The organism is Stenotrophomonas sp. B1-1 (assembly GCF_010894375.1).
GTDB lineage: Bacteria > Pseudomonadota > Gammaproteobacteria > Xanthomonadales > Xanthomonadaceae > Stenotrophomonas.
Genome location: NZ_JAAIUZ010000037.1, coordinates 1 through 11,405 on the forward strand (window position 1 = coordinate 1; position 11,405 = coordinate 11,405).

Annotated in this window: 12 protein-coding genes; 8 read left to right on the forward strand and 4 right to left on the reverse strand. The window is 67.3% G+C overall.

Features of this window, described 5'->3' with window-relative positions; translation table 11 throughout:
* Positions 1-65 precede the first annotated feature (65 nt).
* Together G4G00_RS21200 and G4G00_RS21205 are read right to left on the reverse strand one after the other, a co-directional pair.
* A complete protein-coding gene (locus tag G4G00_RS21200; protein ID WP_164276390.1) occupies positions 66-1,730 on the reverse strand; it encodes an AMP-binding protein in 1,665 nt (554 codons plus the stop codon).
* A gap of 77 nt (positions 1,731-1,807) precedes the next feature.
* Positions 1,808-2,278: a hypothetical protein gene (locus tag G4G00_RS21205; RefSeq protein WP_164276393.1), complete on the reverse strand. Its 471-nt coding sequence runs from the start codon at positions 2,276-2,278 to the stop codon at positions 1,808-1,810.
* A 270-nt stretch (positions 2,279-2,548) separates the two neighbouring features.
* On the opposite strand from G4G00_RS21205, the gene G4G00_RS21865 reads away from it, so the two are divergent.
* Positions 2,549-2,713 (forward strand): hypothetical protein, encoded by a 165-nt coding sequence (locus G4G00_RS21865; protein WP_180886923.1) that lies wholly within the window; start codon positions 2,549-2,551, stop codon positions 2,711-2,713.
* Between the two features lie 87 nt (positions 2,714-2,800).
* On the opposite strand, the gene G4G00_RS21210 is transcribed toward G4G00_RS21865, so the two are convergent.
* Positions 2,801-3,424 (reverse strand): YiiX/YebB-like N1pC/P60 family cysteine hydrolase, encoded by a 624-nt coding sequence (locus G4G00_RS21210; RefSeq protein ID WP_164276396.1) that lies wholly within the window; start codon positions 3,422-3,424, stop codon positions 2,801-2,803.
* A gap of 80 nt (positions 3,425-3,504) precedes the next feature.
* On the opposite strand from G4G00_RS21210, the gene G4G00_RS21215 reads away from it, so the two are divergent.
* The 3 genes from G4G00_RS21215 (at position 3,505) to G4G00_RS21225 (ending at position 7,209) form a co-directional block, all read left to right on the forward strand.
* Positions 3,505-4,011 carry a hypothetical protein gene (locus G4G00_RS21215; protein WP_164276399.1) on the forward strand — a complete coding sequence of 169 codons (507 nt, stop codon included), beginning with the start codon at positions 3,505-3,507 and terminating at the stop codon, positions 4,009-4,011.
* Positions 4,012-4,111: 100 nt separating this feature from the next.
* Complete coding sequence (locus G4G00_RS21220; protein ID WP_240336203.1) at positions 4,112-5,941, forward strand: M3 family metallopeptidase; 1,830 nt, start codon at positions 4,112-4,114, stop codon at positions 5,939-5,941.
* Positions 5,938-7,209 carry a TPM domain-containing protein gene (locus tag G4G00_RS21225; protein ID WP_164276402.1) on the forward strand — a complete coding sequence of 424 codons (1,272 nt, stop codon included), beginning with the start codon at positions 5,938-5,940 and terminating at the stop codon, positions 7,207-7,209. The genes G4G00_RS21220 and G4G00_RS21225 overlap by 4 nt, the downstream gene beginning before the upstream one ends.
* Before the next feature lies 1 nt (position 7,210).
* Here G4G00_RS21225 and G4G00_RS21230 read toward each other — a convergent pair whose 3' ends face one another.
* Positions 7,211-7,882 carry a VOC family protein gene (locus tag G4G00_RS21230; protein WP_164276405.1) on the reverse strand — a complete coding sequence of 224 codons (672 nt, stop codon included), beginning with the start codon at positions 7,880-7,882 and terminating at the stop codon, positions 7,211-7,213.
* Positions 7,883-8,107: 225 nt separating this feature from the next.
* Between G4G00_RS21230 and G4G00_RS21235 the strand changes: the two genes are divergently transcribed.
* The 4 genes from G4G00_RS21235 to G4G00_RS21250 all read left to right on the forward strand — a co-directional run bounded on the left by G4G00_RS21235 (position 8,108) and on the right by G4G00_RS21250 (position 11,168).
* Positions 8,108-8,476, forward strand: a complete 369-nt coding sequence (locus G4G00_RS21235) for a hypothetical protein (RefSeq protein ID WP_164276409.1) — start codon at positions 8,108-8,110, stop codon at positions 8,474-8,476.
* A gap of 99 nt (positions 8,477-8,575) precedes the next feature.
* Positions 8,576-8,935, forward strand: a complete 360-nt coding sequence (locus tag G4G00_RS21240) for a hypothetical protein (protein WP_164276411.1) — start codon at positions 8,576-8,578, stop codon at positions 8,933-8,935.
* Between the two features lie 489 nt (positions 8,936-9,424).
* On the forward strand, positions 9,425-9,865 hold the full coding sequence (locus G4G00_RS21245; protein WP_164276414.1) for a DUF2231 domain-containing protein: 441 nt from the start codon (positions 9,425-9,427) through the stop codon (positions 9,863-9,865).
* The gene (locus G4G00_RS21250) at positions 9,858-11,168 is read left to right on the forward strand and encodes a sorbosone dehydrogenase family protein (protein ID WP_164276417.1); all 1,311 of its coding nucleotides are present in this window, start codon (positions 9,858-9,860) and stop codon (positions 11,166-11,168) included. The genes G4G00_RS21245 and G4G00_RS21250 overlap by 8 nt, the downstream gene beginning before the upstream one ends.
* Positions 11,169-11,405 lie beyond the last annotated feature (237 nt).

Consider the following 11,405-nt stretch of genomic DNA (forward strand, 5'->3'; position numbering starts at 1 on the left):
GAGCATGCTGAAAGTGGGTCAAGCCTGCTTCCAGCAGACTTGACCACGAACATAGGATCTCGACTCTACGACTCCGCCGCTTGCTTCTCGATCTCTGCCTTGCGCAGCAGAAATCGCTGCACCTTGCCGCTGGGTGTCTTCGGTACCTGCGCCACGAACTCGACCTGGCGCGGGTAGGCGTGGGCAGACAGGCGCGAACGCACGTGCTGCTGCAGTTCCGTGGCCAGCCCTTCATCGCCGCTGTGGCCATCGCGCAGGATCACGAAGGCTTTCACGATTTCGGTGCGCTCCGGATCGGGCACGCCGATCACCGCGGCCTCGGCCACCGCGGCGTGTTCCATCAGCACGCTCTCTACATCGAACGGCCCGATGCGGTAGCCCGACGAGGTGATCAGATCATCGGAGCGGCCGATGAAACTGATCGAACCATCATCCTCCCACTCCACCGAATCGCCCGTGCGGTACCAGCCATCGCGCAGCGCGGGCGTCTCGGCGCCGTAGTAGCCGGTGAACCAGAGAATGGGCGACTGCTGCACATCCACCGCCAGGATGCCCGGCGTGCGCGGCGGCAGGACGTTGTCGTGCTCATCCAGCACCGCCACCCGGTAGCCGGGCATGGCAAAGCCGGACGACCCGGGCCGCACCGCGTGGGCCAGCGCGTGGTGGTTGTTCACCACCATGCCGGTTTCGGTCTGCCCGTAGTGGTCCAGCACCGTGGTGCCCAGGTGTTCGCGGAACCAGCGGGCGATTTCCGGATTCAGCGGCTCGCCCGCGCTGCTGACCACCCGCAGCTGCCCCTTGATGCCGGCGCTGGCCGCAGGGCCGGCACCGATGATCTGCCGGTAGGCGGTGGGCGAGCCCGCCAGGTTGGTTACTCCCAACTGCTGGATGATCTGGTTCAGCCCGGCCACGCTGAAGCCGGCTTCGCTGAAGGTGGTGGCATGGCCCAGCAGCAGCGGGCCGGTGACCCCGTAGTACAGACCATAGGCCCAACCGGGATCCGCAATGTTCCAGAACACATCGTCGGCGCGCAGATCCACCGCCAGTTCCATGTAACTGGCAAAGGCCAGCAAGGCGCGCAGCGGCACCGGCACGCCCTTGGGGCTGCCGGTGGTGCCTGACGTGGACAGCAGGGCCATCAGTTCGTCACCGCGCAGCATCACCGGGGCCCGCTCGGCCGGTGCCTGGTACGTGCGCGCCCGCCAGTCGATATCGCCGTCGGCCACGCGCAGCCCGGTGCCGGCGATGGTGGCTACGGTAGGGCAGCCGCTCACCCCGTCCAGCTTGCTGCGGTTGGCCAGGTCGGTCACCACCAGCGCGGTGCGCCCGGTGGCCAGCCGCGTTTCAATGGCCTTGGGCCCGAACGCGGTGAACAGCGGCTGGTAGATTGCGCCCAATCGCCATGTGCCCAGGATCACCGCCAGCAGATCGGGCGTGCGCGGCAGCAGGCCGGCCACCACATCACCACGGGCAATGCCAGCCTCGGCCAGCACGTTCGCGGCGCGCGCAGCAGCCTCGCGCAGGTGTTCGAAGGTGTAGGTGTGCAGGTGCCCCTGCGCATCCACCCAGCGCAGCGCGGTGGCATTGCGCCCGCAGTGGCGGTCGCAGCATTCCACGCAGGCATTCACACCGGTCTGCAGATCGCCCTGCAGGCGCGCTTCCCACTGCGCCAGATCGAAGTCGGCCAGGGCCTGGTCGTAGGAAGGCCGTGCTGTGCTGTCGGGGGCCATGCGTGTCTCCGCCAAGGGTCTGCCCGACGATAGGCGCGGCCGGGGGCGGCTGCAAATCGGACCAAAGGCGTAGGCGGTCAGCCGGCGTCGTCTTCGCCGAAGCGCACGCCGTTGAAGGTATGCGTGCAGCAGGTGCACGAGGGCAGCATGTCCTTCGCCGTCAGCGCCGGTGCCACCCGCTGCAGCAGACCGGCCTCATCCACGTACAGCCCGCTGAAGTACGAGGCCTCGCCCACGCGCACCTGGTCGCGGCGCGGGGCATTGCCGGTGGCCACGATCCAGGTGATGGGTTCGGGCGTATCCAGCCGCGCGCAGGCTTCCGAATGCACCTGCACCCAAGGCTGGCCCACCTTGGACAGCAGGAAGCGGAACAGCGGTGTGTAGTCGCGCCCGTGGCGGTGGCCGGCGTGCATCGAACCGCGCGTGGCCTCACTGGCCAGCGTGCCTTTGCGATGGCGCTCGTGGCGGTACTCGCCGCCGTGCTCGCCGTGGCGGCTGTTGCGTGCCCGTGCGTTTACCCGGCGGAACAGCGGGGCGGAACGGTCCATCGTTCACTCGGCGTAGAGAAGGACATCGATTGTCGGGCGGCCCCGCGCAGCCAGCAAGCGCCTGCCCACCTTAATGGGCGCGGCACGCGGCCGGCATAAGCACATGCGCAACCCGCATGAATCCTTCATGCGCTTGCGGCACAAGGGTCCGCGCGTGTTCATTCACCGCCGTGCACGCGCCCGTAGCCGCGCTGCAACGCGTGGTTAACCTTCGGCTGCAGACCATGCGCACGTCCACCGCATTCCGCGCGTGGCATTTGGAGATCGGACATGGCACAGCAGAACCAGAACCCGAACCAGAAGCAGCAGGGCCAGCAGAACCAGCAGGATCAGCAGCAGGGGCGTGGCCGCGACCAGCAGCAGCAACAGCAGCAGGAACAGCAGCAGCGCAACCAGCGCAACCAGCAGCAGGGCGGCCATGACGAAGAAGAATGACCCGCGTGCAGCCCACGCGTGAACGATGAAGCCCCGCCTGGTGCGGGGCTTCGTCTGTTATGGCAAGCGTGATTACAACAGGCGTGTTTACAGCAGGCCCACCCGCTGCAGCGCGGGGGTGGCCGCCATGTCGTTGGGGTTGGTGCCGGGAAGATCCTGCGGCACCGCCATGCCCATGCCGGCATACAGATCCACCCAGTGCTGGGAAATCTTGCCGGTCTGCGGATTGCGGAAGTTCATCGGCTGCAGCGCGAACACATGGTGGGTGCGGAACGCGCGCTCAATGAAATCCGAACAGTAGTAGCTGTCCTCGTTCAACACATAGGCCGTGTTGTACGGCTTGCCCAGCATGGTGCGCGCCGTGGCGATGGCATCGGCCAGCACCTGCGGCGGCGCCGCGCGCAGGCGGTACACCACGATCTGCCGCTGCTTGTCCCGTGCGTCCTGGCGGAATTCCGCGAGCGTCTGCTGCCGCGAGCCCTTTTCATCGGCGTGCAGCACCTGCAGTTCACCCGGCCCATCGGCCACCAGGGCTACGTGGTCGAAGCGGGTGCCGCCTTCGCGCGCGGTGGCATCATCAATGGCAGCGCTCAGGCCGGTCTGGCCGGCGCTGACGAACAGCAGATCGCCGGGCCGCGCTTCCACGGCCAGCGCAACGGCCGGCCACAGCGCGGGCAGCAACAGGCCAATCAACAGGGACAGGGCGCGCATGGCAGGGCCGGGCTCGGGAAAAACGCGATTGTACGGCGCAGGGTAGGATGGTGCGACCGAACCGGAATCAGGATGATCCCATGCGCTGCCGCCGTTCCCTTGTGCTGCTGGCCCCTGTCTTCAGCCTTGCCCTGGCCGCCTGCACCCAGGCCCCGCAGGCTTCGCAGCCGCAGCCCGCAGAAGCGGCGGCCCCAGCTGCGCAGGCCGCCGCAGCCGCACCCGCTACGCCCGCCGCACCGGCCTGCCTGCACGAGCAGTTCGATACCTTCCTGAAGCACTTCGGCAATGAGATTGCGCTGCAGGAAACGGCCACTGCCGATCCGCTGCGCGACAGCTACGTCGATGCCGGTGCCGAACCCGAGCCGAAGACCGTGGAAAAGCAGCTGCCGCTGGCCGAGGTGGAATGGCCGGTGATGCCGGATCCGGCCACGCTGGCCGGCCGTGGCCGCGAGATGACCGTCACCGCGCAGGCCGACGGCCAGATGCAGGTGCTGATGCGCACCCCCGATACCAGCGACCAGCAGGTCTACACCTTCGCCCGCACCCCGTGCTGGACGCTGGTGAGCCGGGCCGATGAATCGATCTGAACAACGCCGGCCTCGCCGCCCCGTAGAGTCGAGCTTGCTCGACTGCTGTTGGCGTAATGCGAAAGGCAGTCGAGCAAGCTCGACGCTACAAGGACATGCCATGAACACCCGCAGGATGCGAACCTTCGCCCACGTCGCCGCGCTGTTGCTTGCCACTGGAACCGCCAGCGCGCAGACCCTGCACGCCGATGACCGCGCGTACTTCGCCAGCGCCGGCGCCGAGCAGACCGCGCGCTCGGTTCTGGCCGAACAGACGGCGGCGCTGCAGGCGGCGACCGGGGGCGATCCCGCCGTGCGCTTCCGGCAGGCCGAGCAGCTGCAGGCGCAATGCCTGCGCCACTATGCCTACCTGCACCTGCAGGCCGGCCGCGATGCCCGCGATCGTCGCCCGGCGCAGGCGTTGGACCAGGTGATGGGCTTGTGCGGCAGCATTGCCCGCGCCGGCAGGGCGGCCCTGCATGCAGCGCCGGCCGATGCCGGCTGGGCCAACGCCTACCCGTTCCTGCGCGAGCGTGCGCAGCAGGAAGCCGCCCTGCCCAGCAATGCCGCGCTGGATGACGCGGTGGATGCGTTGGCCGGCCCGGCCATGGACAGCTTCGCGCGGCTGCGCCGACAGATCATGCGCACGGCTGTCTATCCGCAACTGCAGCACGACGGGCGCCAATGGGACACCGGCGCCGATCGGCTGGCGCTGGCCCAGCAGCCCGACCGCGCGCTGCGCGAGGCAGGTTGGAAGGGATACTGGCAGGGCCTGCAGTCGCGGCGCGATCCGATGGCGTCGGTGCTGCTGGGGCTGGTGCAGGTGAACGACAGCGCCTCGCAGCTTCAGGACCACGCCTCGGCTACCGAGCGTGGCTATCGCCACATGGGGCTGGACGCTGCCACCGTGCAGACCACGCTGGCCGCGGTGGAACGCCATGCCCCGCAGCGTGATGCCTACCAGCAGCAGCTGCTGCGGCATGCAGAAAACAACGGCGTGTCGAACCCGCAGCCCTGGGATACCACGGTGCCCGATGCCGGCTACGTGCCGCCCGTGCTGACCCTGCAACAGCTGCGCGATACCGCCGCCGATGCCATGCAGCACTTGGGTCCGGCCTACGTGGAAGAGCTGCGCGCGCTGCTGGACCCTGCCAGCCAGCGCATGGATCTGGACACCGCGCGCGGCCAGCGCAGCCAGGATGCATTCCCGGTGTTTGCACCCGATGCACCCGCGCTGTTGTTCGTGGGCCAGCGTAGTGGTGATCTGGAAAGTGACGTGGAGATCGTCCACGAAGCCGGGCACAGCCTGCACGGGCAGTGGATGCAGCGGAACCATGCATCGCCGCTGCAGCTCAATGGCAGCGCGTGGCTGACCGAAGCGTTTGCGATCTACAACGAACTGCGCTTCCGCGAACGCCTGTACCAGCAGGCGCAGGACCCGCGTGCCAAGGCGTACTACCTCAAGTCGCTGCTGGACGACATGGTGCTGCAGGTGTTCACGTCGGCAGAAGAGGCGCAGCTGGAGCGATCGATCTACCAGGGCGTGGCCAACAATACCCTGGGCACCGCCGATGATCTGGACCAGCTTACCGGGCAGGTGCTGGCGCGCTATGGCCAACAGCCGCAGCGCTACCCGGAACTGCGCAACGCCTGGATCGGCAAGCGCTTGATGTATGAAGACCCGAACTACCTGGTCAACTACCTCTACGCCGGGCTGCTGGCCGTGCAGTTGTACGCGCTGGACCAGCAGGACCCGGAAGGCTTCCGCGTGCGTTACCTGCAGGTGCTGGGCGAAGGCTTTGATCGCGCACCCCAGCAGCAGGTGGCGCAGCTGTTGGGGCATGCGCCCGACTGGCCCGCGCTGGTCGATGCGGACATGCAGGTGTTCGAAGACAACGTCGCCCAGCTGCGCGCGCTGCATGCGCAGATCGACAGCGAGCGGCATCGGTGAAGCAGGCGCTGGGCCGCCTTGCGTCGTGGCCGGCGCTGCTGCTCCTGCTGCTGTGGCCCGTGCTGGCCTGGGCGCAGGTGCAGGTGCCGCCGCTGGATGGCCCGGTGGTCGACCCGGCCGGTGCACTGCGCCCGGCCACACGTGCCACGTTGGAACAGCAGGCGCGCGCGCTGCAGGCCCGCAAGGGCGGCGCACAACTGCAGGTGCTGCTGGTGGGCAGTACCGGCCAGGAAAGCATCGAGGCCTACGCGCAGCGGGTGTTCGACCAGTGGCAGCTGGGTCGCAAGGGCGTGGATGACGGCGTGCTGCTGCTGGTGGCCGTGCAGGACCGGCACGTGCGTATCCAGCCCGGCTATGGGCTGGAAGGCGCCATTCCCGATGCCTACGCCAAGCGCATCATCGAAGAAGCCATCCTGCCGCGCTTCCGCGAGGGCGATCTGGACCAGGGCGTGCTGGACGGCAGCGCGTTGCTGGCAGGGCTGGTGGACGGCGAGCCGTTGCCACCGCCACGCAGCAACCATCTGCTGGATCTGGCCTGGCAGGGCATGGATACGATCCTGCTGCTGGCGTTGATGGCCGGGTTCGCGCTGGGCCGCTGGCAGGGGCGTGCGGCAGCCGTGCCGGTGCGACGGTGGTGGTACCGCCCGCTGCACTGGCTCGCGCTGATCGCGCTGGCCGGGCTGGCGACCGCGGTGTGGGTGCCGCGGCAGATCGTGCCGATGCTGTTCGTGCTGGCAACGGCCGTGCCACTGGCATGGCTCTGCGGGCACCGGTGGCGGCGCAGCCCATCGCTGCGGCGCGCGCTGTGGGGCCTGCTGGTCGCCAGCATCGGTATCAGCGTGGCCGTGCTGGCCACGCGCGGGGTGTTCCCTGGACTGTTCGTGCATGTGGCCCTGTACTTCTTGGCAGGCATCGCCGCAGTGGTGCTGTGGTTCCCGCTGACCCTGGGTAGCGACCGCTGGCAGGAAAGCCGGCGTGGTTTCGCCCTGCGTGTGCTGCTGCTCGGCACGGTGATGGGCGCGGGCCTGGTGTGGACGCTGCTGCAGCCGGACCGGCTGGATACCGAAGCGCTGCTGCTGGTGTTCGGCGCCGTGGGCTACATGGGCTGGGCCGTGGCCATGCTGGTGGGTACCGGCACACGCAGCGACGACGATGACGACGACCGCCGCGGTGGCTGGGGCAGCTCGTCGTCCAGCTCGTCCTCGTCCAGCGACTGGAGCGGTGGGGGTGGGCGCAGCGGCGGCGGTGGCGCCTCGGGTAGCTGGTAGATCAGACGGTGTACACGCGCCATCCGCGCGCGTCGTCGTGCAGTTCACCGCTGCCGGCCACCCCACCGATCTGCAGCACCAGGCCCTGTGCATTGGGCAGGTCTATCTGCTCGGGGAACCAGCGGCGGTCGGCGGCCACCACGATCAGCAGGCCCTCGTCGTCGCCCATCGGCGCGAACTGCGCCGACGGCGGACTGATCGGTTGAAGGCCGAAGCGCGCACTGACGTCGGCGCGTACCGCATCCACATCATCGCTGGGCAGGCCCACCTCGCTCAGGCACTGCAGTTCACTGCCGTGGAAGGCGCCGGTATGCGTACCGGCCGGCAGGCGCTTGCGCCCGATCAGTTCCAGGATCAGGCCGTCGGGCCCGGTGAAGTACACCGACTGCGACTGCCAGTTGCTTTCCAGCGCGAAGTAATCGATGCCCTCGGGATTGCGCTGCAGCGGCGTGCGTTCGCGCAGCCACGCCAGCGCTTCGGCGAAGCGGTTATCGGGCACGTTGAAGGCCAGGTGCACGCCACCGGTGGCGTGGGCACCCGCCGGTTGCAGGTCGATCGTGCTCCAGCCGATGTGCACATGGTGGCCGACCACGCGCTGCTGCAGCACATCGCGGAAATAGCCGGCAACGGTTTCGACGTTCGAGACCGGCAGGGTGAGATGCAGCAGGCGCATGCGTGATCCTCCATGAAGCACTGAGGCGAGTGTAGCGCTGCGCACCTTTCGCCAGCGTCATCGCCCGCGCAACGAATCGTTACGCCACCACCGCACGCTCTGGTAGGTGCCAACCTTGGTTGGCACACTCCGTCCACAACCGCAACAATGCACCCTTCAAGGACGACTACAGGAGAAGCGCATGCAGGGTCTTATGGCAGAACACCGCGCCGCGGGTGAAACCGCATGGCCATGATCCTGGCGCTGGTGCTGCTGGCACCGCTGCTGCCACTGGCCCTGCTGGTGCTGATGTGGCGGCGTGCGCCGCGCTGGCAGGGCAACCCGTGGCTGTATCGGGCGGGCTTCGCCTTCCTGGCTGCGCTGCTGTCGCCCACGCTGCTGATGGCCGGCCACGGTGGCCTGCCGTGCCCCACCTTCGGTGGCCTGATACTGGTGTTCATGCGGCTGGAATGGATTGGCGATCTGCAGTTGAACCTGATCGCGTTTGGCAGCAAGGACGCCGCGATCCTGTCGGCACCGTTCCTGGTGGTGTTTGCCGCCGCCCTGTTCATCCCGCTGCGCACCGCCCGCCGCGCCAGCCTGACGTTCGAATGATCGCGCCCCCATCGGGTGCCCATTAGCCTGGTAGGTGCCAACCTTGGTTGGCACGAACCGTCCGCGCCAAACATGCGATCTGCCTCTGAAGGACTACAGATGGTCAGCAAAGACCCAACCAGCGAAGGCCCCGTGGATGCGGCATTCCGCCCCGTCCTGACTTGGATGGCCAACGAAATCGCAGCCGGCCGCCCGCCGCAGACGGCAAACGTGTACCTGCGCACCGCCGATACGTGGGAGGCCATCACCGGCATCCTCAAGGACTACGGCGAAACCCTAGTGCCGCTGCCGGAGACGAGCTGGGAATCCTCGGTGTGCCAGTGGAACGGGCATCACTGGCAGGTCCTGGTCGACCTGTACACGCAGGGAGAGGGGCGAAGCGATCTGGTGATGAGCGTGGACATCATCGAAACCGACGACGACTTCGACTACACACTGCACCTGGTCTATGTACCCTGATTACACGCACCCGTAGAGTCGAGCTTGCTCGACTGCCCTGGTTCTTCGTAGAGTCGAGCTTGCTCGACTGCCGTAGCAAAGAGCAGTCGAGCAAGCTCGACTCTACCAATGCAACGCAGTCCCGAATCGCCCGGCATTCCAATCCAAACAGTCGTGCATCGCCCGACATTCCAAGCAAAGCAACCACGCACCGCCCGGCATTCCAAGCCAAGCAGTCCCGCATCGCCGGGCATTCCAAGCCAAGCAGTCACGCATCGCCCGGCATTCCAAGCCAAGCAGTCACGCATCGCCCGGCATTCCACGGTCAAGCCGCCATGCACCACCCGGCTCGGCCCATGCACGCATGGCGTGGATCTACCGGTGTCCGCCGGGCCTGTCCCGGCACATCCATCCAAGCCCGGCCGTGGCCCCAGCCGCCATCATCGCGTTGCCTCCCGGCCGCTTGTGCTACTACGGCCCGTGCAGTCCTTCCCCCTTCGGAGCACGACCATGGTCAACCCCGTCGCCCAGGCCCATCGCGGCCCGGGTACCACAATTTTCAGTCTGCTGAACCCCATACCGTTCGGCTTCTTCGTCGCCGCGCTGATCTTCGACATCCTCTACCTCAACACCGCCGAGGTGATGTGGGGCAAGTCCGCCGCCTGGCTGATCACCTTTGGCCTGCTGATCGCCATCATTCCGCGCCTGATCAATCTGTTCGCGGTGTGGCGCCGCAACGGCACCGCCACCGGCGTGGACCGTGTGGATTTCGTACTGAACCTGCTGGCCATCGTGCTGGCCATCTGGAACGCCTTCGTGCACAGCCGCGACGCCTATGCGGTGGCGGTGCCGGGCACCGTGCTGTCCGCGCTGACCGTGGCTCTGATCGCGATCGGCTACATCCTGTTGTCACTGCAGGCCCCGGTGCTGCAGGGAGGTCGTCATGGCTGAGCGCATCCTGCCCACGCTGGGCATCCTTTCCCTGGCGGTCATGCTCGCCGCCTGCGCCGGCAAGGCCGAATACCACCCGGCCGACCAGTCCGGTCCGCAGCCGCCGCTGCCCAAGCCGGCCAATTTCCTCATGCCGCCCATGCAGGTGCCCAAGGGCGTGGGCTGGGCCGAAGGCCAGGCGCCGGCCGTGGCCGAAGGCCTGAAGATCGAGCGCATTGCCGCCAACCTGCAGCACCCGCGTCGCCTGCTGACCCTGCCCAATGGCGATGTGCTGGTGGTGGAGGGCAATGGCCCGGGCGAAGAACCGGTCACCACGCCCAAGCAGTGGATTGCCGGCAAGGTGAAGGCGCGCTCGGGCAAGGCCGGCAAGGGCGGCAACCGGGTCACCCTGCTGCGGCGTACGCCGGGCACCGATACCTGGACCCAGCACGTCTACATCGAAGGCCTGCATTCGCCGTTCGGCATCCAGTTGATCGGCAACACGCTGTATGTGGCCAACACCGGCAACATCATGCAGTACCAGTACGTGCCGGGCGCCACCCGCATGGCCGACACGGGCCGCGAGTTCACCGATCTGCCCAGCACCATCAACCACCACTGGACCAAGGAACTGCTGGCCAGCCGTGATGGCAGCAAGCTGTACGTGGGCGTGGGGTCCAACAGCAACATCACCGAAAATGGCCTGGCCGTGGAATACCGCCGCGCCGTGGTGCTGGAAGTGGACGTGGCCACCCGTGGCAGCCGCATCTACGCATCGGGCATCCGCAATCCCACCGGCCTGGACTGGGAACCGAGCACCGGCGCGCTGTGGGCGGTGGCCAACGAGCGCGATGAGATCGGTGCTGACCTGGTACCCGATTACCTCACCTCGGTGAAGGAGGATGGCTTCTACGGCTGGCCCTACAGCTACTACGGCCAGCACGTGGACGAACGCGTGCAACCGCAGCGGCCCGATTTGGTGGCCAAGGCGATCAAGCCCGACTACGCCATCGGCTCGCACGTGGCACCGCTGGGCCTGCTGTTCTACACCGGCCAGTCGCTGCCCGCGAAGTACCACGGCGGCGCCTTCATCGGCGAACACGGCAGTTGGGACCGGTCACCGCTGAGCGGCTATGAAGTGGTGTACGTACCGTTCAAGGACGGCAAGCCGACCGGCCGCCCGCAACCGGTGGTGACCGGGTTTGCATCGAAGGATGAAAAGACCCTGATGGGCGCCCCGGTGGGCATGGCGATGGACGCCGACGGCGCGCTGCTGGTGGCTGACGACGTAGGCGACGTCGTCTGGCGGGTCTCGGCGAAGTAGCGGAATTGTAGAGTCGAGCCATGCTCGACTGCTTTGACCGTGGCTCTGGCATTGGCTCTGGCCTTGGCCTTGGCCTTGGCTTTGGCTTTGGCTTTGGCCGTGGCTCTGGCTCTGGCTCTGGCTCTGGCCTTTGTAGAGTCGAGCTTGCTCGACTGCTTCTGCCAACAGCAGTCGAGCAAGCTTGTATGTTCCCGCCGGCTCCTACGAGGTATGTAGGAGCCAGGGTGGAGGGACCGT